General features: G+C 57.8%; 21 protein-coding genes and 5 pseudogenes. 12 read left to right on the forward strand and 14 right to left on the reverse strand.

Features of this window, described 5'->3' with window-relative positions; all coding sequences use genetic code 11:
- Positions 1–18: 18 nt before the first annotated feature.
- The 9 genes and pseudogenes from U0004_RS29025 to U0004_RS29065 all read right to left on the reverse strand — a co-directional run bounded on the left by U0004_RS29025 (position 19) and on the right by U0004_RS29065 (position 6,909).
- Positions 19–834 (reverse strand): OmpA family protein, encoded by an 816-nt coding sequence (locus U0004_RS29025; protein ID WP_081345902.1) that lies wholly within the window; start codon positions 832–834, stop codon positions 19–21.
- A 222-nt stretch (positions 835–1,056) separates the two neighbouring features.
- The gene (locus tag U0004_RS29030; protein WP_139144288.1) at positions 1,057–1,740 is read right to left on the reverse strand and encodes a hypothetical protein; all 684 of its coding nucleotides are present in this window, start codon (positions 1,738–1,740) and stop codon (positions 1,057–1,059) included.
- Between the two features lie 597 nt (positions 1,741–2,337).
- A pseudogene (locus U0004_RS29035) lies at positions 2,338–2,551 on the reverse strand (hypothetical protein); the annotation flags it as partial.
- 97 nt (positions 2,552–2,648) lie between these two features.
- Positions 2,649–2,759 (reverse strand): annotated as a pseudogene (locus U0004_RS29040) (keto-deoxy-phosphogluconate aldolase); the annotation flags it as partial.
- Between the two features lie 134 nt (positions 2,760–2,893).
- A pseudogene (locus U0004_RS29045) lies at positions 2,894–3,076 on the reverse strand (transposase); the annotation flags it as partial.
- Positions 3,077–3,094: 18 nt separating this feature from the next.
- Entirely contained in the window at positions 3,095–3,493 is a 399-nt protein-coding gene (locus U0004_RS29050; RefSeq protein ID WP_070260228.1) for a hypothetical protein, read from the reverse strand.
- A 650-nt stretch (positions 3,494–4,143) separates the two neighbouring features.
- Positions 4,144–4,843, reverse strand: a pseudogene (locus tag U0004_RS29055) (transposase-like zinc-binding domain-containing protein); the annotation flags it as partial.
- Positions 4,844–5,058: 215 nt separating this feature from the next.
- Complete coding sequence (locus tag U0004_RS29060) at positions 5,059–5,982, reverse strand: lipase secretion chaperone (protein WP_231958718.1); 924 nt, start codon at positions 5,980–5,982, stop codon at positions 5,059–5,061.
- A gap of 15 nt (positions 5,983–5,997) precedes the next feature.
- Positions 5,998–6,909: a lipase family alpha/beta hydrolase gene (locus U0004_RS29065; protein ID WP_070260232.1), complete on the reverse strand. Its 912-nt coding sequence runs from the start codon at positions 6,907–6,909 to the stop codon at positions 5,998–6,000.
- Between the two features lie 319 nt (positions 6,910–7,228).
- Between U0004_RS29065 and U0004_RS29070 the strand changes: the two genes are divergently transcribed.
- The 3 genes from U0004_RS29070 (at position 7,229) to U0004_RS29080 (ending at position 9,422) form a co-directional block, all read left to right on the forward strand.
- Positions 7,229–8,143, forward strand: coding sequence for an EAL domain-containing protein (locus U0004_RS29070; protein WP_167468744.1), 915 nt, complete (start codon positions 7,229–7,231; stop codon positions 8,141–8,143).
- Between the two features lies 1 nt (position 8,144).
- Positions 8,145–8,462, forward strand: a complete 318-nt coding sequence (locus U0004_RS29075) for a helix-turn-helix domain-containing protein (RefSeq protein WP_231958720.1) — start codon at positions 8,145–8,147, stop codon at positions 8,460–8,462.
- 717 nt (positions 8,463–9,179) lie between these two features.
- The gene (locus U0004_RS29080; protein ID WP_070260236.1) at positions 9,180–9,422 is read left to right on the forward strand and encodes an IS3 family transposase; all 243 of its coding nucleotides are present in this window, start codon (positions 9,180–9,182) and stop codon (positions 9,420–9,422) included.
- 169 nt (positions 9,423–9,591) lie between these two features.
- On the opposite strand, the gene U0004_RS29085 is transcribed toward U0004_RS29080, so the two are convergent.
- The 5 genes and pseudogenes from U0004_RS29085 to U0004_RS29105 form a co-directional block, all read right to left on the reverse strand.
- Positions 9,592–10,257 (reverse strand): response regulator transcription factor, encoded by a 666-nt coding sequence (locus U0004_RS29085; protein ID WP_070260238.1) that lies wholly within the window; start codon positions 10,255–10,257, stop codon positions 9,592–9,594.
- A 238-nt stretch (positions 10,258–10,495) separates the two neighbouring features.
- Positions 10,496–11,794 (reverse strand): EAL domain-containing protein, encoded by a 1,299-nt coding sequence (locus U0004_RS29090; protein ID WP_174718140.1) that lies wholly within the window; start codon positions 11,792–11,794, stop codon positions 10,496–10,498.
- Between the two features lie 50 nt (positions 11,795–11,844).
- On the reverse strand, positions 11,845–12,063 hold the full coding sequence (locus U0004_RS29095; RefSeq protein ID WP_139144289.1) for a hypothetical protein: 219 nt from the start codon (positions 12,061–12,063) through the stop codon (positions 11,845–11,847).
- A 77-nt stretch (positions 12,064–12,140) separates the two neighbouring features.
- Entirely contained in the window at positions 12,141–12,467 is a 327-nt protein-coding gene (locus U0004_RS29100; protein WP_071653753.1) for a hypothetical protein, read from the reverse strand.
- Between the two features lie 523 nt (positions 12,468–12,990).
- A pseudogene (locus U0004_RS29105) lies at positions 12,991–13,421 on the reverse strand (transposase); the annotation flags it as partial.
- A 593-nt stretch (positions 13,422–14,014) separates the two neighbouring features.
- Between U0004_RS29105 and U0004_RS29110 the strand changes: the two are divergent.
- From U0004_RS29110 to U0004_RS29150, 9 genes are all read left to right on the forward strand, one after another.
- The gene (locus tag U0004_RS29110) at positions 14,015–16,582 is read left to right on the forward strand and encodes a M4 family metallopeptidase (protein WP_070260252.1); all 2,568 of its coding nucleotides are present in this window, start codon (positions 14,015–14,017) and stop codon (positions 16,580–16,582) included.
- Positions 16,583–16,712: 130 nt separating this feature from the next.
- The gene (locus U0004_RS29115; protein WP_115057689.1) at positions 16,713–17,906 is read left to right on the forward strand and encodes a type II secretion system F family protein; all 1,194 of its coding nucleotides are present in this window, start codon (positions 16,713–16,715) and stop codon (positions 17,904–17,906) included.
- A gap of 25 nt (positions 17,907–17,931) precedes the next feature.
- Entirely contained in the window at positions 17,932–19,629 is a 1,698-nt protein-coding gene (locus U0004_RS29120; protein WP_070253776.1) for a GspE/PulE family protein, read from the forward strand.
- Positions 19,616–20,404, forward strand: coding sequence for a hypothetical protein (locus U0004_RS29125; protein WP_147284993.1), 789 nt, complete (start codon positions 19,616–19,618; stop codon positions 20,402–20,404). Before U0004_RS29120 ends, U0004_RS29125 begins: the two co-directional genes overlap by 14 nt.
- On the forward strand, positions 20,395–20,937 hold the full coding sequence (locus tag U0004_RS29130; RefSeq protein WP_070253771.1) for a hypothetical protein: 543 nt from the start codon (positions 20,395–20,397) through the stop codon (positions 20,935–20,937). The genes U0004_RS29125 and U0004_RS29130 overlap by 10 nt, the downstream gene beginning before the upstream one ends.
- Positions 20,925–21,545 carry a type 4a pilus biogenesis protein PilO gene (gene pilO / locus U0004_RS29135; protein WP_070253770.1) on the forward strand — a complete coding sequence of 207 codons (621 nt, stop codon included), beginning with the start codon at positions 20,925–20,927 and terminating at the stop codon, positions 21,543–21,545. The genes U0004_RS29130 and pilO overlap by 13 nt, the downstream gene beginning before the upstream one ends.
- Positions 21,542–22,075, forward strand: a complete 534-nt coding sequence (locus U0004_RS29140) for a hypothetical protein (RefSeq protein WP_070253769.1) — start codon at positions 21,542–21,544, stop codon at positions 22,073–22,075. Before pilO ends, U0004_RS29140 begins: the two co-directional genes overlap by 4 nt.
- The gene (locus tag U0004_RS29145) at positions 22,072–23,994 is read left to right on the forward strand and encodes a secretin and TonB N-terminal domain-containing protein (protein ID WP_070253768.1); all 1,923 of its coding nucleotides are present in this window, start codon (positions 22,072–22,074) and stop codon (positions 23,992–23,994) included. Before U0004_RS29140 ends, U0004_RS29145 begins: the two co-directional genes overlap by 4 nt.
- Positions 23,991–24,461 carry a type II secretion system protein gene (locus U0004_RS29150; protein ID WP_071653606.1) on the forward strand — a complete coding sequence of 157 codons (471 nt, stop codon included), beginning with the start codon at positions 23,991–23,993 and terminating at the stop codon, positions 24,459–24,461. The genes U0004_RS29145 and U0004_RS29150 overlap by 4 nt, the downstream gene beginning before the upstream one ends.
- The last annotated feature ends 1 nt before the right edge of the window (position 24,462 follow it).

A 24,462-nucleotide genomic window follows, 5' to 3' on the forward strand; every position in this document is an offset into this window, starting at 1 on the left:
TACTATTTACTTGGCAGATCAATCCGTTTGCAGCTCGACCCGGCGATTCGGTTCCAGGCAGGCGACAACTGCGGGACTGGACCGCCCCGGGCAATTAACGATGGGGTCGGCGCTCCCCTTGCCTAGGGCAACAATACGTTCGGCCGCCACGCCACGCCGTATCAAGTAAGCGCGTACAACATCAGCGCGCTGTTGCGACAAGACTAGATTTCGCGCCTGCGAGCCCGTACGGTCTGTATAGCCGCGCACGGTCAAGCGTGCGCTTTCTGGCTGCGCTAACAGATTTTGTGCGGCCCGATCAAGCTCAACGCTGGCCGGAAGCAATACTGCGCTATTCGAAGCAAACAATGCTTTGCCTTTGATGATCAGGCTGACTTTAGGGGCCGACGGACGGGAATTCGACACGCTGAGCAAGGCAGCGAGATCTGGAGTGGGTCCATGGCTGGTATCAGCCATCCATAAACGCTGCTCCGCGTTAAACCATAATGTGGCAATGAAGCGTAACCCTGCAGGAGTGGCGACCATGTATTGCATTTGTTCAGGGACTGGCTGAGCTAGCGGCTTGCCGAGCATGGAACTGACATCGAGCTCGCTCATACCCACCCGCAAACCTTGCATCATAGATAACGATACGATCGCTAGGCGCGGCGCGGCAGGATTGATGATTGCCGTCGAGTCCGGGTGCTGCAACTGCGTGCCCGTCCACAAAGAACGCCTATTTTTATATGTCAGGTCTGCTTTTGCCGGCTCAGCAGCATAGCTAGTAGAACTAAGTATGCATCCGACACAAGATAATAAAACTAGGTATAATTTTATTTGGTCTATTTTTTTCATAAATCAATCAACAAAAATAAGTACTTAAATTAAAATTGCATAATGCAAAACAATCAGGAATGCATCATATCAATTTATTCCAATTTAAAAAATTCAACATGGGAAGAGCTATTTAATTTCCTCCCAAGTTAAAGTGAGGAAAATTGCGCAGCAGATTAAAATTTTCCTCATCAATAAAATTCCATAACTAATAAAAACATGTAAAAATAATGTGATAGAAGGTTATTTCAAATTGCGGATCAACACCATTCGAGCTTGCCATCTGGTTGATAGGCTTACTTCAAATACTCCTCCCGCATCCAGATTTCCAATATCCACACTCGCATCACCGCCGACCAAGTTTTGGACTATCACCGTCCTAAGGCCCCTGTTTGTCACATGTATTACTGAAACAAACGGTTCAGCCAAATGATTCCATTTCAACCTAAGGTTCTCTCCCTGCTTCCAAAAGCTTAAGCTTGCCTGGCCGACATCAGGCTTTAATGAGGTATCGTTGCTGTCTGTATCAATGAAGGGCAAAGCCTGTCCTTGCTGATCCAGCAGTTGTACGGAAGCTACCTGGCCTGGATTGCGCATACTCCCCGCAAAGTGAGCTTGATGGACTGTGGGTTGCGAAAGTGCCACTACCTGCAAAGGTAAATCGAAGGTTTGACCTGATACGGTGCGCAATCGCAAGGTGTAATCTTGCTTCCCCTGCACTTCGGACACCGGTCGCATCGTCGACGCGAGCGCGGGAGATAATTGCGCTCCGTGCACGCCTAGCGCACCCGAAAACGTCAGATAACTATCCGGTACGACATTCGATTCGGCTTCAGATGTGGTACTGGGTTGAGAGTTTCCACCACAAGCCAGCAAGGAAAAAATCACCAGCGTCAGTGTCAGAGTATTTAAGGAATTTTTAATCATGAACACGGCTCTCATGGCATATGGCGCGGTTGCAATGAAGAAATAATCCAAAAAAAACTACGTAGGTAAACAATGCTTTTCATTCCTTAAATATGATGTGATGTGATGTTCAATCCTGGCTCATATAGGTAAATTCACCCCTATGCCGGTCAATATACAGAAAGAGATCTTCTTGAAAAATCGGACTACTCCTAAATTGCAACGCAAACAAGCAGGGGGAAGAAGGTCACTAATTGCCACGCCTTCCGCACCGGCACGCACTGATATTGATCGCTAAAAAATGCTCATACAACAATATTCAGCTGGCAAAGTTTGTGTTGGAAAACAGGAAGAAACGATGATCAAGGTAGATGGCGCATCCAACACCGGCAGAATTGGCGGGCATGATTGATGCGAGACCGCATCCTCGTGTGGCCGGACGCTGAAAAGCCACCTTTACGCTAAACGCCACAAGCATTGCGGCCGTTGCCGTTATCGCCTCGCTCATAGCGCGCTCGGACGCAGAGGCGAGATGTATTTAGAGCGATCAAAGGAAATTTTGCAGTCCCAAACGGAACACAGATTCTTTGAAAATGAAGTCGCTGCTATCATCTTTGGCTATGTCACCGTCAGATGTGGGAATGTTCCCAATGGTGCTTTCAGTAACGATTTTTGGTGAATGAATGCGTCTGGCGTCGAGTATCTTGCGTCATCCCAGATCGTTCGCCAGGTAGCGCGTCGCCACGCCGTGAAACGGCCTTAGGCATTCCCTCATGCGGCTGTGATACACATTGACGTTCTGCGCGTGGACTGCACCCTGCACGCGAATGTTTGCGCACAAGTGGACCATCTCATGGATGAAGAACAGCTTGCCGCCATTGCCCTCACGTGAAAAATCGTCGCGGTACTGGGCCGGCATGAAGTGCAGAGTCCGGCAGCGGGCCATAGATGGCGTTGAGCATGCCGATGCCGCCCGCCGGCACGGCTGGGAACAGTTTCAGCTGCTGGAAGCTGTTTTCACGCGCAGCCATCACTTCGGCATGCCGCAGCTGCAGGCAGCGGACGACAGCGGCATCGACTACGACGACATCGTGACGGAAGCATCAGCGCGGCAGCAAGCGGCGCTCGGCGGGGTTGAGCAGGAAGCCCTGCAGGATGTCCTGCATTTCTGTAATCAAGACAGACTACGGGATTTAGTGATCGTAAAGCGCCTGGCGGCGAGCACCAGATTGGCGAAGGCGAACAGCTTAAACAGCTGTGCAGTGTTTTTGGCCAGGCCGCGATAGCGCGTTTTGCGATGCCAGAACAGGTTCTTCATGACATGAAACGGATGCCCGACCTTCGCCCGGACGCTGGCGATTGCAGCGAATTTTTTTCACCACGGTGCAAACATCTTCCACACAGCCACTGCAACCTGAAAAAGACAGCCCATCATGGCCGCGAACAATAGCCCAATGTGTATCTTTAAGAACGCATCCATTTTTTCCTGGCTCACCGCTTGCGGCATCGCTACCGTTTTAAAGCGGATACCTTGCCCTGCCAGCAGCAACAGCAAGACGGTCAGTGGAAAGGATTGCAGGAAAATTCTCTCGGGATACAGAATCCACGCCATTCCGGCGATGATGGAAAGCAATGCCAACAGATCGCAAAAAATATACAGAAATTTTCTTCGTTGAAATCCTGCTAGCGACGCGAGCAGCACGCCATTTTTCTTCTTAAATAAATGTTCCAGTACCAACCATTGTGAACCTGACTTGTCGACGGCTATATGCATTAAAAGTTCTTTCTTCAATTCAGTCGTATGACTTTCCCCAGGCAACAGGCGGCCGCAATACTGTCACAGAAATATTGCGGCCGGCGTCACTATCAGCAACAGGATAGCAAGTAGCTGGGTATGTTCAGCCCGCTTTATCGCTTGCCTTATTAGCCCGATCAATATGAATTGTACGCATACAACGCGGCAGCACCAATCATGATGCTGCCGCCCAGAGCTTGTCCACCTGGCACGACAGCAATGCCCCCTCCGATGCTGGCGATGCCACCCCGGAAACCAGCCGTGCTGGAATAGTCGCTAGCTGACATGTGATCCGAGCAAAATGCGCGACCGCCCGAAATGTCTTGAATTTCAATTTCCGATAAAATTTGTATTCTTACCTCATTAATTAAATGTGACTGTTCAACAGCTATTGAATTGTCTAGCTACGAAAATTTTACTCACCTTCATGAAATCAATCCATCATGACGGCTCAGTAAATTTACTGCCTTGCAACTGCTTCGCATATAGGACTGCTCTAAAAAATGTGATTTTTCAGCAGCTATCTCACCGGCAGTGAGCGGGCGTGAGCGTGGGCCATTCAAAGGCAAGAGATCCATCAGTTAATTGTATGGCATCCATCGCATAGCCATCGGGTGTGCAAACCACCACAAACTTACAGCCTGGTGGCTGATGCCAGCGGCAAAAGCCCGGTACGCGGCATGACCATCGGTTATCAGCAGCACGTTCTGGTCGATGACGGGCAACAACAATGGTGCAGCTGCGCCTTAGTCAACGCCTCTTAGCCCCTGATGAAATTGTGCGGTCGCACACCACCAAGATGGATACTTATTCACTGGAGATGCCGCTCTGGTGGGGATGGCCACCTGGGCGGCGGGCCGCATGCCTCATCTGCTTGGCTGATTTCCCGGCTCGAGCAGATATAACTCGTCGGCCTCAACGACGCCGCGCAAGCCATGGGGCCTTTTCGTCTTCGTTTCGCTGAGAAAACAGTGGCGCCGGCGAGATGTGGCGTGGCGGTGCAGTCCTAGCTGTTGTGTGGCCTGGAGCACCGAGGCGGAACCGAACAACACTCTCGCCGCACCGCCTTGTCGTGCAAATGGGCCGGCGGGCTGCCCGTCAAAGCACTGGAAGGTACGCCCGCAGGGCACGCAGCGGTAGCGTTGCAGACCCTGCGCATGGCCATGTCGATGCAAGTGATGCGAGTGGCAGGCGGGACAGGCCAATCACAGCTGCGCCACACTTTCAAGTAGTACGATGATCGCGTCGTGTGGCGCGCCGCCATGCAATAGGGCAATTCCTGCCTGCCGCTGGCGTATTCAGGTGATCAAACTGCACGATAAAGCCTATTTATTCGGCTGGCCGCATGATCTGCTCTCAGCGAGGTATGCATACAAAGTCAGACAGCATAGCCAAGGGAAGATTGCGGTACTTCCCCTACTTGCCAATGGAAGAGCCTTATCTTTCGCTCTTGCCCAGCGCGCGTTCACCCACTCTCCCCGTCTTCAAACCATGCACGCATGCGAATAGGACGGACTTGGAGTCAAAGAAGGGGCGGGCTTCAGTTACTCATAGGCATCCAGCCTGAGCTGTTCATGGGGCAGGAATTGGGCGTCGCGCAATCGCTGCAGCGGTTCGGCAGCCTGCTCTGCAGTGTGGTCGGCGAGCAGCCACTTGCGTTCTTCCTGATACCGCCTTATCCGCTGCTGCCATTGCCCCTCTGCCCTGTCAACCTCGGCCAGGCGCGCGGCAGCTTCCGGCGAAAAGGTCGTGGCGCGCAAACGGTACACCTCGTTCTCACCCGCCCCCGTCGCGCGCAGCGCTAGCACAGCCTCCTCCAGCTTGAGCACCTTTTGCGGCGCCTCGCGTTCAGCAAGCAAGGCGGGCGGCATCTGCCGGTCCAGGATCGCTAGTTTTTCCACCTGTTGCGCCTCACTCAGAGAAGTGTCGGACATCACCTCCATGCGGGCGACGGCGTCGTTGTCGTAACTATCTTCCGCGCCAAACAGCCCCTCGCTTTCCTTGGGTGTAAAGTAATTAGCGCGCAACTGACGCATGGCTTGCTGCCGCAAGCGCACTCCCGCAAGCATGTCAGCGCCAGACGGCAGACTCTCTTCGACGGCGACCAGGGCTTGTCTGTAATCCAGATAGGCGCCCAGCAGGCGCTTGGCTTCACGGGCATGCGCCGGCTTGAGCCGACGTTCCAGTTCTGCCTCGATCTGGCTGCGGATAGCGGCCAGGCTGGTTTCACCAAGTCTGGCCAGATAATAGTCGAACAAACGACCCAGTTCCGCGTCAACCACCAGTTGATCGCCGATATCGACGCTGACTGCGCCGTCGGGACGCGTTCCTTCCATCGAGCGTACAAAGGCAAACAGGTCCGGTTCTGTTTTTTCGTGGAGAGCGGCTGGAGGGTTCATGTGGTCCAGCATGGTATACAGTAAGATCGTCGCCACTCCAGTTCCCACAACAATTGCCCATGTACGCATTGCCATCTCCTCTGCCTACAGGCCCAAGCCCTGCAGGCGATTTGCCTGGTCGCGGAATAAGGTCACAGGATTGGGTTGCACCAGGCTGACAATACCAAAAAACTGGTTGACGCTATCCAAGTGATTCATAATGTAATCGTCGCGTATCACCTTACCCAGATGGCTCGAGCAACTGCTGACCATGCCATCGTTTTTTTCGCCGTTGAAGTACAGGGATGTCATAAACAGCAATTTGTCGCTGCTGTCCAAGATCGGGCGCGTTCGCGGCTGCGCACCGCTCCAGGAAAAGTAACGCACTCCGTTGACTTCATGGGCGCCTTCCCCGCATGCCGTGGCTGGAAGACCGGCATTGTGGCGCATATTAAATTTAATGGAACCTAACGTGCTGAGGGATTCCAGGGCGGCCGCACCATTTTGCGGTAAGCCTCCGTTGCCGGAAAGAAAGCTGACTAGCCGCGCACCCGCGCCGACTAGAACCGCGCCGCCGACAGGCAGGTTTTTCCTGAGCGCATCGGCAACCTTCGAGCCCTTGTTGACACCCGAGACACTGGTCACGGAAGCTACCAGCTCAGGATGCACGGAGGCCACATAACGCGCGGTGGGAGCACCGTGACTATGTCCGATCAAATTGACTTTGGCGGCACCGGTCGCCGCAAGAATCTGGCGTACCTGAACCAGCAACTGCTCACCTCTTACCTCGGTTCTATTGGCAGCAGACACATTCACAATATGTACCTGGGCACCGCCGTCGCGCAAAGCTTTCGGTATGCCGTAGAAATATTCGACGGGGCCTATTCTGTCATAGCCAAGCAGGCCATGCACAAGCACGATAGGATACTTGGTCTGGGTATGACCCACAGCCGAGGCGGAGGACGACAGCAGGCAGGAGCTCCCGATGAACAGGAACAGACAGATACGATTTCTCATGACATCTCCATTGATGAATATAAGGTCGCTTGCAAAAGCAGGCGACTGCACTTTCTTCGCAAGCTCATCTGAAACACCTATCAGCTAGCGAGGCAAAAAACACCGTATGAAGATGCTAATTATTTAGTGATCACAATGACATAGGAATGGTCTGAAAAGTCCGATGGTGCTCAACTGAAAGAAAAATGCCGTGCGTGTCTGGTGCATATTCGGCCGTCCGCTCCTGTCTTGAGAGCGAGGCTTTTTAGGCGCATTCCGATTTCCCATTGAAATGGCTGTCAATATACTGGGTGCATCTCAATCCACTAGGAAAACCGCCATGGGCGCCTCCGTGTACGCCACTCGATCCGTCGCGGTGAGTCAGCTATTGGCCTCGCAGCACCTCAATATGAGCGGTTCCCATCAGACTGGCTACCTGCCCATACCTGCTGCATCTGTGGCAGCATTACCCAGCGACGCAGACGTCATCCATGCGATTACTTCAGGCGAAGGATTGCGTGTCGCCTTCCAGCCCCAGTATGTACTGCGCAGCAGACGTATGGTCAGCGCCGAAGCGTTGCTGCGCTGGCGCCATCCGCAGTACGGCGAAGTATCGCCCTCGGTGTTGGTTCCCATGGTGAGCCGGCTCGGTTTGCATTTGCCCTTGTTCAAGCTGGTGGTGACACAGGTGATCGATATGCTGCGCCGCCTGCGCAGCATTGGCGCGGACATGCCAATTGCCGTAAACGCCTCGATCAACACTGTGTGCGAGCCTGGCATGGCCGATCAGCTTTCCGACACGATGTGGGATGCCTGCCTTCCGCCTCGGCTACTGAAAATCGATATGACCGTGGATTTGCCAGTACCCGATGAGCTCTGCCTGTCGGCCTGCCTCAACGCCCTGAGGGCGAAAGGTTTTCCCTTGTCCCTTAACGATTTTGGTGCGGGTTTTTCGACTTTGAACCTGTTAGTCAAGATGCCGTTCGATGAAGTCAAGATCGACGGCGCCTTCATCCGTGACATGACAACGAATGCACAATCGCATGCCATCGTCGCGACCATTATTTCCCTGTCACGAAAGCTCAACATGAGGCTGGTTACCGGGGGCATCGAGAATGAATCGACGATCACTGCCTTGTGTCGCATGGGCTGTCACATCGGTCAGGGCTTGATCTTGTCCCGCCCTATGGAGCGCACAGAGTTTCTAAAGCGGCACCTTGAACACAGCATGGCAACTGAATTGAAAGTATATTGAAATGGATCGACGTGAAATGAAAAGTGAGGAGCAGATGGCCATGCATCCCGACAGTGCCTCAGCGGCGCGGATGGATACACGTGCCAGCCGTCATGGAGCGACTGCCCTGCTTGACTGGTTGCTCGCGTACATGGGCTTGCGCAATGATGCCTGTCTGGCGCGCGAACTGGGCGTACCGCCCTTCACTATCGGCAAACTAAGAAGCGGTCATGCAGAAATCGATGCGGACATGTTAATCCGCATGCATGAGGCCTCCGGCCTGGCCATTGGCGAACTCAGGGCGGGAATGGGTGACCAGCGGCGGCGCTTTCATCGCTGATACGTTCGCATGTTTTAATTTTACGCCTTGGAGAGCGAGCATCCGGGCCTTGACTTGGCAGTTCCCCCAGCCGGCATACGGCGCACCTGAACGGTACGCCCTTGCCCATCGAAATCGTTGCCTTGCAAGGGCGCGTTCCCTCATTTAAATCCAGCAGTTTTGGTATGGCTGCACGATTCTATCCCGATATGGGCGTTGCAGATCCACGTCCGGTACGCCGGGAAGAAATGCATGCCCTTCGATGAAACGCCGCCCTGGCTTTCCCTCTGTCACTGAATGATTTCAGTGCTGGCATCGCCTGCTGACTTATCCACTTGATCGTACAGGCGGCAGGCTGCGCCTTATCACGATGCTTACTCGTCATCGATCGTGCACGCCGTTACTGCCAGTCCCATTCCATTTAGACTAGCTGTGCTAATGATAAATAATAGTGGAAGTAGCTGAATCGCCACGACCATTTCATGCGCTCAGCGGGCCTGCACTCGCAGATCGGGTATGGCAAGCGCAAATCGAAAGGCAGCAGCTTACTATCGGTGGTGGCACCGAATCACCTGTAGCAGCAATTTGACGTGCTGGCGCCAAACCGGGTCTGGGTGACGGACTGAGCTGCATTCGAACCCATGCAGGCTGGCTATGCCTGGCACGCCAGCCGGTCGATTCTATGATGGTTCGTCGGATCAGGGTTTGTAGTTCACCAGCAAGGACTGGCGAGATTTCTTGACGGCGCATCGGCTTGAGCCAAGGAAGAGCCGGCGTGGAAACTATCATGACAATACTGTCGCTGGAAGCTTCTTCCAACTGCTGAAGCGGGAGCGCATCCAGCGCCAGACCTATGCAACTGGGGACGACGCCAGGCAATACTTCTTCGACTATATCGAAATGGTCTACAATCTGCAGCGCTGTCACCGATTTAATGACTGGCTTTCGCCAGCAAAGTTTGAGCGAAAGCATTTTGAATGACTCGCGGGTGTCCAGTAGACTGGTGACAATTCAGGGCGTAATCCAATCCGCAGTACAGGATGCGCGCGCAGGGCGATCCTCCGTACTGAACGTATCCACAGACTTTGGCCTTGGGCGGCCAAACTGCATACAGTCAGTAGAAGCTCCTAAGTGCCCGCACGCCAATAGCTCATGCTTCTCCTATTGTCTGGCTAATCTTGAACAGCTCGTTATTCGATGTGACACCTAGTTTTCGGAAAGCGGCGGCTTTTTGCGAACTGATGGTTTTAATACTACGCTTGAACTTTTCAGCAATTTCAGTCACCGTCATACCCGCCAGATAGCAGCGGATCACTTCCCGTTCGCGCGCTGACAACGCCGCGCCATGCAGCACATCCGCACTGGCATTTGTCGCACCGGCATCGTAGCTGGTTGTGGCTTCCGCCACCCGGTAGGACATGTCCGCACTCAGATAAACGGCGCCCGATGCCACCCTTCGCAATGCCGTGATCAACTCGGCCATCTCTTCGCCTTTGCCCACGAAACCGCGGGCTCCGACACGCAATGCCAATGCCACTGTGGCCGGTTCGTGATGCGTGGACAATACCAAGATAGGACAATCGGGAAATTTCACCCTTAATGCACGTATTAGCGATACCCCATCGAGTTCATCTGGACCAAGAGCGTAGTCGAGCAATAAAATGTCGGCCGGGGCGAGCAGCAATCCTGCCATCAGCTCGCGACTGGTGCCATAAGCACCCACTACTTCAATATCCTGCTCGACGGCTAATCGGTTGACAAGACCGTGCCGCACCACTGCATGATCGTCAAGCAAAGCAATACGTAAGTGTTTCATAGATATGTGCAGCGACAAGAAATCAGGCAGGGAAAGTTTCTTTCTACCAATATCACTCCTATTAACGACACTACATCACACAAATATGTGGTTTATCAATAGAATTATTTCAGCAAAATGAAAATCTCTGAAAAACCACGTGATTCAATGATCGCGAGTTGTTTTTTTCATTGAAAACCAGGCAGGGTGAGTTTTTTCATCTGCCGGTTCGAACGCTCCAATGGAGCGGTTCTCCACCTCAATCCTTGCCGACGCATTCAAAAAAATCTGCGAGCTCCATTGGACGCGCCAGGGCATAGCCCTGGCCGGTACGGCAGCCAAGATTGAACAGTGCGCCGATACACGACTCATCTTCAATACCCTCGACTACCAGCCTAAGGTTCATCAATCGCACCAGTGACAAGGTGGCGCTAATCACGGCCCGTGAGGAGGCGTTCGTCTTCATATCGTGCACAAACGAACCGTCAATTTTCACTTCATCAAAGGACATCTTAGCCAACAGATTGAGAGTAGCCGAACCCTGTCCGAAATCATCCAGCGAAATCGGAAAACCTTTCGCGCGTAACGTATTGAGCGAAGCAGAAAGGCGCAGTTCGTCAACGATAGGCAAATCTCCGACTAACTCAATCTTCAGCAGTTGCGGCGACAGGCCGGCACGTCGCATCTTCTCAGCCAATCGCTCAGGAAGACCAGGCGTGCACACGGTTTCAGAAGACGCATTCAATGCAATCGGTAACTCTATCTGGTGTTTTTTAAGCGCAAGTAGAATATCAATGACGCGCGTTTCGACAAAGCTGAACAATAGCAAATGCAAACCAAGACGATTTACCATCGGGATCAGCACCGCTGGGGGAACTTCGCCATAGCTCGGGTGATTCCAGCGCAACAAGGCCTCCGCACCGACTATCCGCCGAGTACCTAAATCGTATTGCGGCTGCAACATCACGCGAAGATTCTTGCCTGTTGTCAGAACCTCGATGACATCTGCCTCCGTTGGACTTTCCACAGCTCCAGCGACTACATCTTTTTGGATTGGCCTAGCAAGCAATAGTTCGCGCAAGGCTTCAGCGAACGCTGCTTTGCTGCTACCACACAGCATCCCGACATTAATACCAGCCTGACGCGCCAGCCGGGCATGTGCCGACAGCGCAGCGACAGATGCGCCACCTATGCGAGGCCCTGTTATGTTCTCAAAAATGGTGTTCGTTTGCGTGGGCTCGACGCCTGCCAATGTTGGCTGACCCACCCATAAAATGTGCGGGAAGCGCACGAAATGGCTCTCCGCATCCAGCGTTTTAAGCACGCTTGGCACCATCAAACCACCATGGTCGACATTCACAATGATCACGTCAAATTTTCCTTCGCGCAGGGGGGCGTGGGCGGCGCTCAACGAAGGAAATTTTGCCACTTCGCGAATATCGAGTGCATCGAGCATTTCACTCAACCATCGCATCCCATCCCTATCTTGATCTGACATCAAGGTCATCACGCGCAAAGCGTGGAATTCGCTATTCATGGAGGGATTGATGGATTTCACGGCGTTTTTCCTTGGTTTGAGATGGAAAAATGATATCGACGACAAGCAAACTAACCAATCGGAATGGGCTTAAAAATTGCTTTATTCAGGAAAGCAATCAGTTCGTAAACAGGGAGTAGGTAGAATGTCTCTGGCAGCGCAAAAATTGCCAACCACTTCAAGCTAAAACCGGCTTCGCCAAGTGCATCGCCGGCGTCTATAACTGAAGCATCTGATATCAGCATTTGGCAATCTGCCGCCCGCAAGCTAACAATGGCAAATGGCGGCATGCAAATCGATCAGCGTGTCCGAGATGACTTGGCTACGGCAGTTCAACCACGCACGCCAAGTGGTAAGCCTGCCCCTCTCATTTTTCTTCCGGCTCATCCGGAATGCCAAAGCGTTTGCGATGGTCGCCCATGCAGGCCCTAAGCTCATGAATACTGAGGCCACTCGCCTCGTGCATGCGTAGCAGGATGGCTGCGCTAACAGGTAAGCCCCCGTTCCTGACTTTGGAAAGGATGGGAGGAGCCACCTGCAGTTCACGTCCCAGCGCCGCATCATTCTTTAAGCCAAGAAAATCGATAACCGCATCAAGCAAATCAGCGCTCCGGAAAGCACCACCATCACTAATGGGTGGACGATTACGTAAGCCCGTTACGCGTGGAGGATGAACCTTTATTTGTTTTGACATTGTCGTTGCTTTCGAAAAGTAGATTTGCTGAGGACCAGAGTAACTTTGAGCACACCGGTGCGATGAGCAGCGGTGCAATGCTGAAGTGTAGTCACACACTTTGCTGACTGAAATCAGAACAGTCTTAAAAATTTCCGATAAGAATTTAGGGTGAGACCGCGAGCAATCGCGCCGCACGCAAGGAAGCGCTGTGCGCTATTGCGGTACATATGAAGGTGCTGCGCCCGTACGCCACGGCCCTGATTTCAGAAAAACGATAAGCAACTGTCAAATACAGCCCGTTGTGGATACTGCAGGCTGGAATTCGCTCTCGCCATGCTGACAATCGCGCGGCATCCTCGCCATGATGCGCATTTATACAGTTGCCCTAGCGTCTGGCGGCAATCTTTGACTGCACCAGGTAGGTCGCTTGTCGTTGAGACACTTCCAGCAACGAGGTCAATTCGCTGAAAGTGCAAATGATATTGGACAGATTGATGCGCTCCCAGGCCAGACGCCGCAGGATGGCTTGATATACGCCAGGGGTACCTTCGCGCATCACCAACCCCGTCTCAGCCAGGTTCCCGTTAATCGTATCGAAGATCTGGCGTGTCAGCCGTTGACTTCCAACAGGTGACGGAATTTCAGCAAGGTTGTTGCATATGGCGCCGACTCGCCGACCAGATCGATGCCGGGAAAGGCGCGAATGGATTGGCTGTCGTAGATCGCGTCTTCGATGTCTTCGTCAGACAAGCCAAAGCATTGCTGGGCCACATACATGCGCAGCATGCGCGCCAGTCCGATCGGTGGCCGACCGGTGCCTTCAACCTTCCTATAGATTGACTCGACGGCTTGATGCAGTTTGCCCCACGGAGTCACGCTGTCGATTTCGGCCAGGAAGCGGTCGCGCCGCGTCAACTTCTGATTGGTGGCGTATTCAAGGCAAGGCCGGAAAAGCTTTTTTGCGTGCCCGATGGCGGAAAGTGGTAATGCCACTATTGTCTCAGGTCAGTCTGCTGCAGGGAACGGCGTCCATTTCATCCCCTAGGACGATGAATGCCGCATCAGCGACTTTCCAGAGAAAGGCCGAGTGAAGAAAACGGCAAAAAACGACACTGATGTCATGGAATAATCATGAATTCTTCCCCGATGCGCGAGTTGTATGCGTTCTTTGCCGCTTGCTATCTGTTATCTTGCACGCCTCCCAAAAAGCGGCGAGAAGACTTAGTGTAGATCGCAATATTGAAAAGGTGCAACGGTGTTCGATGGGAAAACATCCGAAACACAATGTATGTTTATTCTAGGAAACTTAGTGCCGTTTGTGTAATTTTTTGAGCCGATACGCGTATAAAAACGGATGTTTCATTCAAAACATTTTTTCCATTTTCGCTCCATTTTCGCTTTTTTTTGACTTGGCCCTGCCTGGAAGAATAGTGTCGCTCCCACCGGCCCCATAAGCAAAATAAATGCCGCTTGCTACCCGCGAGAGGTGCCGGATGCCGGGATGGCCACCACACCATTGTGGCCGTTTTATCCACTATTTTCCAACCAAAAAACATGGAGCAGAAATGAAATTACGCCTGACGATACTCGCCGCATCCATCGCCATCTTGCCGCTGATGGCCAGTACTACGGCATCGGCCACGCCGCCCCAAATGGGTGCGCCGGTCGCTGCAGCTTCTCCACAAGAGAGCGCCGCATTGGTCCAGAAACTGAAAAACGAAGCACATAGCAAGGGACTCGACGACAACCTCGGTTTCATTGTCGCTACTGAACATCCCGGTGCCGCCGGCACCCGCGTCAGCCGTGTGCAGCATACGTTCAAAGGTTTGACTGTGTTCGGCTCCGAATCGGTCGTGGTCAGCAATAACAGCACGGGTGCCATCGTCAGTGAATCGTCTTCGGACCGTGCAGCGGGGCTGGGCAAGGGCAATGCCGGCGCCGCCAGCGCCAGCGCCATGGCCAGTGCCAGGTCTGCGGCCCCCAGCGCCAGTGACATCGACACTACGCCTAAACTTAGCGAAGCCCAGGCCATCGCCGCCGCCGTCAAGAACATCGGCGTGCAGGGCGTCGAGCAGACACCGCCTCGCGCTGAATTGATGATCTACCCAGTCATGAAAAGCATGCGCGTGGCCAGTGCACTAAACAAGTCGGAAGCTGCGCTCAATGCTCTGGACCTGGAGGAAGTGATTGACCGTTACGAGCTTGCCTATCTGGTCAAAACACGCATGCTCAGCGGCGGTAAACTGTATTACTACGATTCGATCGTGAACGCCAAAACCGGTGCCGTCATCAAGAATTGGAGTGCGCTGCATAACGTGGCCGGTACGGGCAACAGCCAATACAGCGGCCAGGTGCCACTCAACACCACGCTCTCGAACGGTAACTATCTTTTGAAAGATCCTAATCGTGGCAAAGGTGGCGTATTTGGCGCCATGGCGATCACCAATGCCAACCACGGCACTTCCGATGCCATCCCGGGCAATGTCTACTCCAAGACGAGCAATAGCTGGGGCGACGGCCAGCAATATATTAAGGGCGGCAGCACGACCAATGCCAATGGCGAGACAGCGGCGGTGAATGCCATGTGGGGGCTGATGAATACCTACGACACGCACAAGAACGTGCTGGGCTGGTCTAGCCTGGACGGCAACGACACCTCTACCTACATCGCTGTTCATTTTGGTACAGAACTCGACAACGCCTTCTATTTCAATGAATGTAGATGTATGTTCATCGGCGATGGGAATATTTATAATAACCTCGGAGCCGTTGATATTATTGGCCATGAAATGGGGCACGGCATCATACATGCCACATCGGCTCTCATCTACGCAGACGAGTCGGGTGGCTTGAATGAGTCCAGTGCGGACATCACAGGTGAAATGGTCGAAGCCTATACGCGGGCAGGCGGCACGGGCGCCACGATTCCCAATGCAGGTAATGATTGGATGATAGGCAAAGAAATGGGCAAGAATGGGAATCCCTTGCGCTGGATGTACAAGCCTAATAAAGATAACAACAGCCCGAATGCGTGGTACGGTGGTATTGGCAATTCCGATCCCCATTTGAGCAGCGGCCCAAACAATCGCATGTTCTACTTCCTGGCGCAAGGTTCCAATTCCACCACCAGCAGCGACTACTACAGCTCCTATCTGAACAAAAGCCCGCTGGCCATGACGGGCATCGGCAACGACAAGGCTTACCGCATCTGGTTCAAGGCAGCCACCACCAAGTTCACTTCGGCGACTAATTATGCGGATGCGCGCAACAAGGTGCTGGCCTCCGCTGAAGAACTGTATGGCGTAGGTAGCGTCGAAGCCATTGCCGTCAAGCGCGCGTATGCGGCCATCAACGTCGGCACCGACGTCGATGAAGTGGGTGGCGTCGGTCCCGTGAAGATCACTACCCAGCCTTCCAGCATCACTGTCGCAACGGGCACCACGGCTTCGTTCACCTTCGGCGCCACGGGCGGTAAAGCACCGTACGTCTACAAGTGGTTTCGCAATGGCGCCGTGATCAGCGGGGCCACCTCGTCCAGCTACAGCTTTACGGCACAGACGGCCGACAATGGCGCCGTCTTCAAGGCAAGCGTGACGGATTCGTCTTCGCCGGCCGTGACTGCCACGACGGGCAATGCTACCCTGACAGTAGGCGGTGGCACTGGAACCTCCACCGAGCGTATCGTCAACGGTGGCTTCGAGGCAGGCACCACTGGTTGGGGCGGCACCAACGGCCCTATCGGCAGTCATGCCGGTCAGGTCGCCTATGAAGGCACGAAGTTCGCATGGCTCGGTGGTAACGGCAAGACCGCCGACGAATTGCTGACGCAAAGCGTAGCCATTCCCGCCGCCGCCACGTCCGCCAGCCTTAGCTTCGCGCTGCATATCGACACGGCTGAAACGGACAATACCGTGTACGACAAACTGGTCGTCACGGTGAAAAACAGCACTGGCGTCGTGCTGGGTACCCTGGCCACGTATTCGAACGTGAACAAGGCAGCCGGCTATCAGATCCGCACCTTCGACCTGATCGGCTACAAAGGCCAGACCGTGCAGCTTTCGTTTGCCGCGACCGAAGATGCAGGTTTGCAAACCTCGTTCGTGATTGACAAAGTCAGCCTGCTCACCAGGTAATCCCCCCACAAAGCGCAGCGCGCAAGTGTCGGCGTGTTGCGTGCTGGATTTGCACCCACAGTCCCACGCAGTGGCTGTCCACTGTGTGGGCGCATAAAAGAATCTTGTTTTTGATTGCGACCAAACGCGAATGCAATACCATCTTCTGGTACAAGGCCCAGCCGACAGGAAGTCGCTGGCCATCGACGCCGCCAGCGAGGCCGAAGCGATCCGCGCGGCCGTGCGCGGCGGCTGGCGCGTGCTGGCCGTCGACGCTGGCGCTGCGCAGGAGACGGGCGTCGCGCTGCGTCCCGGCAAACAGGGCCTGCCTCTGCTGCAATTCAGCCAGGAGCTGCTGGCCCTGCTCGAAGCGGGCCTGAACCTGGGCGAGGCCATGGCCACCCTGCATAACAAGGAAACGCGGCCAAGCGCAAAGGCCACGCTGGCCGCCATCGTGCTCACCTTGCAACAGGGCCTAAGCTTTTCCGACACCCTGGCCGGTTTCCCCGACATCTTCCCCGACATTTACATCGCCACCGTGCATGCGGCCGAACGCTCGGGCAACCTGCCCGAGGCGCTGGCGCGCTTCGTCGGCTACCAGCTGCAGTTCGACGCCATCCGCAAGAAACTCATTTCCGCCGCCATCTACCCGTGCATGCTGCTCGTCGTCGGCGGCCTGGTGACCCTGTTCCTGCTCGGCTACGTGGTGCCCAAATTCAGCGTCGTCTACGAAAGCTCGGGCCGCGAGATTCCCTGGATGTCGCAAATGCTGCTCGGCTTTGGCCAGACCCTGGCCGCGCATCCGCTGCTGTGCGCCAGCGCGCTGGCCGCCGTGGTGGCCGCCGTGGTCTTCGGCATCGCCAATGCCGGCGCGCGCCAGGCCCTGGTCTTGCGCCTGCTGCGCCTGCCCGTGCTGGCGGAGAAGGCTGCCGAATTCCGCCTGGCCCGCTTCTATCGGGCTCTCAGCCTGCTGCTGCATGCCGGCATCCCCCTGCACAAGGCGCTGGCCATGGTCGCGCCCATGCTGCTGCCGGCGCAGCAGGAGCAGCTGGCGCAGGCGCGCCGCGCGGTGCAGGAAGGCATGCCGTTTTCCACCGCGCTGGAACACGCCGGCATGGCCACGCCGGTGGCGCAATCGCTGCTGAAAGTGGGCGAGAACACGGGCCGCCTGGGTGACATGCTGGAACGCTCGGCCAAATTCCACGACGAGGAATTCGCCCGCTGGGTGGACTGGGCCTCGCGCCTGCTCGAACCGCTCTTGATGACCATCATCGGCGTCGTCATCGGCGGCGTCGTGGTGCTGATGTACATGCCGATCTTTGAACTGGCCGGGAGCTTATCGTGACGGTTTTTACCATGTGGTGCCTGCCATGAACGCGCGCGACGAAGAACGGGCCGTGCTTGATGCTGCCATGCTGCGCCGGGCCCACGCCAGCGCGCTGGAACAGGGCCGCCCGCGGATGGCCGTGCTGCAGGAAATGGCGGCCTTGCCGCCCGAAGTCTTTTTGCGCCAGCTGGCCGCCCTGTTCCGCTACCCGGCCTGGACGATGGCCGAGCTGCAAGCCGCCTTGCCCGCCTTTGCCCTGCTGCCCTACACGGATTGCGCCCAGCGCGACTGCGTGCTGCTGCAGCCGGGCGTCCCCGGCGCGCCGCCCGTGCTCGTCGTCGGCAACCCGTTTGCGGAAGACCTGCTGCAGTGGGCCGACTTCGCCCTGTCCACGCCCTTCACGGTAGCGCTGGCGCACCCGGACGACCTGGCCGCCTATCTGCTGCAGCAGGAAAGCGTGCAGCAGGCGATGCAGGAAATGCAGCACGGAGATGACGTGCCGGGACTCGACCAGAGTATCGAGGATATCTCGCTGATCCGCATCAGCGAGGACAGCAGCCCCGTAGTGAAACTGGTGAACTCCACCATCTACGATGCCCTGAAATTCCAGGCCAGCGACATCCACCTCGAATGCGACGTGGCCAGCCTGGTCATCAAATACCGCGTCGACGGCGTGCTGGTACAGGCAGGCCAGGTGCAGGGACTGGCGATGGCCGAGCAGATCATCTCGCGCATCAAGGTCATGGCCGATCTCGACATCGCCGAGCGCCGCATCCCGCAGGACGGCCGCTTCAAGGTGCGCGTGAAAGGGGCGGAGATCGACTTTCGCGTCTCCATCATGCCGAATATCTTTGGCGAGGACGCCGTGCTGCGCCTGCTGGACCGGCGCGCGCTGACGGAAGCGGCGCAAGCGCTGCGCCTGGAAAGCCTGGGCCTGAACGAGGACGCCATCGAGCAGATACGCCGCCTGGCCGCCAAGCCGCACGGCATGCTGCTGGTGACCGGGCCCACGGGTTCCGGCAAGACCACCACCCTGTATGCGGCCATCACGGAAATCAATACGGGCCGCGACAAGATCGTCACCATCGAAGACCCCGTCGAATACCGCTTGCCGCGCGTGCTGCAGATCCCCGTCAATGAAAAGAAGGGGCTGACGTTCGCGCGCGGCCTGCGCTCCATCCTGCGCCACGATCCCGACAAGATCATGATCGGCGAAATCCGCGACGACGAGACGGCGCAGATCGCCGTGCAGGCCGCGCTCACGGGCCACCTGGTGTTTACCACCGTGCACGCGAATAACGTCTTTGATGTGGTCGGGCGCTTCCTGCACATGGGCGTCGACGCCTACAGCTTTGCGGCGGCCCTGAACGGCATCGTGGCGCAGCGCCTGCTGCGCCTCAATTGCGCCCATTGCGCCGTCGATGCCAGCGCCGAGGTGCTGGCCGATGCGCAGCAGCTGCGCGACAGCGGCCTGGCCCTGCACCAGGTGCAGGACTGGCAATTCATGGCCGGCAAGGGCTGCGGCCACTGCCGCGGCACCGGCTACAAGGGCCGCAAGGCCGTCGCCGAAGTGCTGATGCTCAGCGACGCCATGCGCGAAATGATCTGCACGCGCGCGCCCTTGAGCCAGATGAAGGAAGAAGCGGCGCGCAACGGCTTTCGCCTGGCGCGCGAAGCGGGCCTGGACCTGGTGCGGCGCGGCGAAACCACTTTAGCGGAGCTCAATCGTGTCACTTATTGAACGCCTTACCCGCGCCACCCTGTGCCTGCACCTGGCGCCGCACGGGCTGCACGGCGTGCTGCGCCGCGCCGGCCGTCCCGTGCCCGACAGCGCCTTTCACCTGCCCATTGCGAACCCCGACGCCAGCTGGGAAGTGGCGCTGGCCGCCCTGCGCGGCTGGCTCGAACAGCACAATGAAAAAAAACTGCCGTTGGCCGTCAGCCTGGCCAGCCGCTGGTGCGCCATGCTGATGGTGCCGTGGAGCGGCGCCCTGCTCGACCGAACCAGCGCACAGCGCTTCCTGCATAGCCAGTTCGCTGCCGTCTACGGCGATGGCGCGCGCGCCTGGCGCCTGGCTGCCGACGATGCGCCCTATGGCAAGCCGCGCCTGGCCTGCGGCATCGATGCGGCCCTGCTGCACGGCGTGCAGGAGGCGGCGGCCGCGCATGGACGGCGCTGCCTGTCCCTCGAACCCATCGTCGGGCCGGCCTGGCGCAGCATCGCCGGCGGCAAACCTGCCGCCTTCGCCCTGGTGGAAGCGGGACGGCTGCTGTTGGCAACGACGGGCGGCGGGCGCATCACGGGCCTGCATAGCCAGTCCTGCGGCGCCGCCTGGGGCGACGAACTGGATCGGGCGTGGCGGCGCTGGAACTTGCGCGCACCACAGCTGGACGCGATCGAACACGTGGCGCTGCTCGACTTGAGCGGCATGCCGCAGGACGAGCTGCCGGCACGCTTCCAGTCCCTTCCCGTGACCGGCGCCGCCCACCTGATGCGGGAGGCAGCATGGGCCTGAGCCGCCTGGAATTGCTGGCGCCCGGCGCAGTGCAGACATTCAAGGGCTGGCGCCTGGCCCTGTGCCTGGCGGGCGGCTTGCTGCTGCTGCCGGCCGCCGGGTACTGGCTGGTGCAGGCACAGGAAACGCGGCGCCTGGAAGCGCAGCTGGCGCAGCTGCAGCCCGCGCGTCCCGTGCGCGCGCCCTTGTCCGCCAGCCAGCAGCGCGAACGCGACATCGAACTGAAACAGGTGGCCGCCGCCGTGCGCCAGCTTAACCTGCCCGTCACGCGCCTGGTCAAGACCGTGCAGGCGCCGCGCGATGTGCGCGTGGCCTTGCTGGGGCTGGACCTGAACGCGCAGCAGGGACAAGATGGCGCCAGCGTCCTGAAGATCGCCGCCGAGGCGGAAACGCCGCAGGACATGCTCAACTACCTGGCCTTCCTGAACCAGCAGCCCATGTTCAGCTCCGTGTATCTGCTCAAGCACGAGATGAATGCGAACGCCCCCGAACACCCTTACCGTTTTCAGCTGGAGGCGCAATGGCGGCAATAAAACCCGTATTCAAAGCCAGCACGCCCGTGGCCCGCACGCGCCTGCAGCTGCGCATGCCGCCGCGCCTGGCGTGGGAAGCGCAACGTTTGTGGCGCACCCTCGGCTGGCCCAGCGCCCTCGGCGCGGCCTGCCTGGCGCTGGCCGCTTTCGCCATGCAGCAGGGCGATGCGCTGGCCGCACGCCAGCAGCAATTGGCGGCGCAACTGGCCGCTGCTGCCAGACAGTCGGCGCTGCCGCCGGCACCCATCACGCTCGATGCCGATGCGGACAGCCTGGCCGCCTTTCACGCCTACCTGCCCGCGCATGACAGCATTCCCGACCAATTGAAGGCCTTGCTGGAAGTGGCGCAAAAGAGCGGTGTCACCCTGGCCAAGGCCGACTACAAGCCGCAGGAAGACGGCAACACGGCCTTCCTGCGCTACCAGATCACCCTGCCCGTCAAAGCCGAATACGCGCAGTTGCAGACCTTTATCGTCGATGCCCTGCAGGCGCTGCCCACCCTGACGCTCGACTCCGTGCTGTTCAAGCGCGAGCAGATCGAGGCGGGCGAGATCGACGCGCGCATCCAGTTCATCCTGCTGGTGAAAAAGCCGGAGGTGCGATCATGAAGAAAGTCGTGTTGGCCGGCGCGGCCGTGGCGACCCTGCTGGCCGCCTTCTTCGCACCGGAAGACGAAGGCAGCATCGTCGGACCAGCCACCGCCACCACGCGCCAGGTGGAACGGGTACCGGCGGCGCTTGCGGTGGCCACGCCACCTGCGCCCCCGTCCGCGCTGGCCATCCATCCACGCCGCGCGCTCGACGATGAAGAGGCAGCGACCCTGTTCGCCAAGCAGAGCTGGCAGCCGGAGACGCCGAAAAAGATCATGCTCGACCAGCAGGCAGCCCAGGCTGCACTACCCGCTGTCCCCGTCGATGCGAACGCGCCGCCACCGCTGCCCTTTCAATTCCTAGGCCGCTTTGTCGACGAAGGCAAGGCGGCCTATTTCCTGCAAGCGGGCGAACGCAACGTGGTGGCGCGCCCCGGCGACACGCTTGAAGAGCGTTACCGCTTCGACGGCGTGGTGCAGGGCGCCCTGCAATTTACCTATCTGCCGCTCAACCTGAAACAGACACTCGCCGTAGGGGACCTCAATTGAAACGACGCGCCGCACGTAAGTCTCGTACTATCCTCACCCTGCTCCCGGTGCTGTCCCTGCTGGCCGCCTGCGCCGGCAACCAGGCCTATAACGATGGCCAGGCCATGCTGGGCGCGGGCCGCACGGAACAGGGCCTGGCCCTGCTGGAACAGGCGGCACAGGCCGAACCGACCAACGCCAAGTACCGCATCGCCGTCACCAGCGGCCGGATGCGCGCGCTGAACAAGCTGAATGGCGCTGCGGAAGCGCTGCGCCGGCAGGGCAAGCTGCCCGAAGCGCAGGCGTTGTACCAGCAGGCGCTCGCGCTGGACGCCAGCAACGACGTGGCGCAGCGGGGCTTGGCCGGCGTGGTGCAGGATGAACGGCACCGCAAGCTGGTGCAGGAGGCGCAGGCCAGCTACCAGCGCGGCGGCGAAGCGAATATCGCGCAGGCGCAGGAAGCCTTGCGCCAGGTGCTGCAGGAGCGCCCCGCACAGCGCGAGGCGCTGGCCCTGAAAAACCGCATCGGCGAGGCGCAATCCAAAAGCCTGCCGGCCGGCGGCAAGCTGGCGGCCGCCTACCGCAAACCCGTGACCCTCGAATTTCGCGACGCGTCGCTGCGCTCCGTGTTCGATCTTCTCAGCAAGGTCTCGGGCCTGAACTTCGTCTTCGACAAGGAGGTCGACCCTGCCCTGCGCGCCACCATTTCCGTGCGCGACACCAGCATCGAAGAAGCGATTGCCATGCTGCTCGGCGCCAACCAGTTGGAACAAAGCGTCACCAGCGACAAGTCGATCACGATCTACCCGAACACGCCGCAAAAGGTGAAGGATTACCAGCAGCTCGTGGTGCGCACCTTCTTTCTCGCCAATGCCGACGTCAAGACGGTGGCGTTTTCCATCAAGACCCTGCTCAAGGCCAAGGATGTCGTCACCGACGAGCGACTGGGCATCATCATGCTGCGCGATACGCCGGAAATGGTGCGCATGGCCGAGCGCATCATCAACGTGCAGGACCTGGCCGACCCGGAAGTGATGCTGGAAGTCGAGGTACTGGAAGTCAAGCGCACGCGCCTGATGGAACTAGGCGTGCGCTGGCCAGACCAGGCCAGCCTGACACTGGCTGGCGTCGCAGGTAGCACGGGAGGACTCGGCGGCCTGAAGGTGGCGGACCTGCACCGCATCAATGGCGACAATATCAACCTGGGCATCGGCGGCGTCACCCTGAACGCCAACAAGACGGACAGTGACAGCAATATCCTGGCCAACCCGCGCATCCGCGTGCGCAACAAGGAAAAGGCCAAGATCCTGATCGGCGACCGGGTGCCCGTCATTACCGTCACGACGAATAACGGCGTCAGCTCCGACAGCGTCAATTACATCGACGTGGGCTTGAAGCTCGACGTCGAACCGAACGTCTACCTGGACGACGAGGTGGCCATCAAGATCAACCTGGAAGTGTCGAACGTGGTCAAGGAAGTGATCAGCAAGACGGGCACGCAGGCTTACCAGATCGGCACGCGCAGCGCTTCCACGGTGCTGCGCCTGAAGGACGGCGAGACGCAGGTGCTGGCGGGCCTGATCAGCGACGAAGACCGGGGCACGGCCAACAAGGTGCCCGGCGTGGGCGAGCTGCCCGTGCTGAACCGCCTGTTCGGCAGCCAGAAGGATGACGCCATGCGCAGCGAGATCGTGCTGTCGATCACGCCGCGCCTGCTGCGCAGCATCCGCCGCCCGGACCTGACGACGGCCGAATTCAATTCCGGCACCGAGGCATCCGTGGGCGGCCGCGCCAGCGTGGGCGGCACGCCGGAAGCCATCACCGCGCCCGAGCAGGCCCCACCGCGTACCGGCTCGCCCATGACGGGCGGCGACGAAGCGCCCGTCGCCGGCGACAAGGCCAGCGCCACGCCACAGGCCACGGTCAAAGGTGGCCAGTGAAACCACGCGGCTTTACTTTCATCGAGCTGATGATCACCCTGGCGATCATGGCGACCCTGGCCACGGTGGCCGTGCCCATGGCGCAGGTGGCCCTGCAACGGGCGAAGGAACAGCAATTGCGCAGCGCCCTGATCGAAATGCGCGAAGCGATCGATGCCTATAAGCGCGCCTCGGACAATGGCCGCATCAAGCTGTCGCTGGGCGCTTCCGGCTACCCGAAAAAACTCGAGGAACTGGTCGAAGGGGTGCCCGACCAGCGCAGCGTCTCGAAGCAGAACATCTATTTTTTGCGCCGCCTGCCGCGCGACCCGTTCCAGCCCAGGGAAGAAGGCAGCGCCGCCGACAGCTGGAGCAAGCGCGCCTATGCCTCACCGCCCGACAATCCCAGCGAAGGCGAGGACGTGTTCGACGTCGCCTCGCGCTCGACCAAGGTGGGCCTGAACGGCGTGCCGCTCAAGGAATGGTGAA

The organism is Janthinobacterium lividum, assembly GCF_034424625.1.
In the GTDB taxonomy this organism is placed as follows: domain Bacteria; phylum Pseudomonadota; class Gammaproteobacteria; order Burkholderiales; family Burkholderiaceae_D; genus Janthinobacterium; species Janthinobacterium lividum.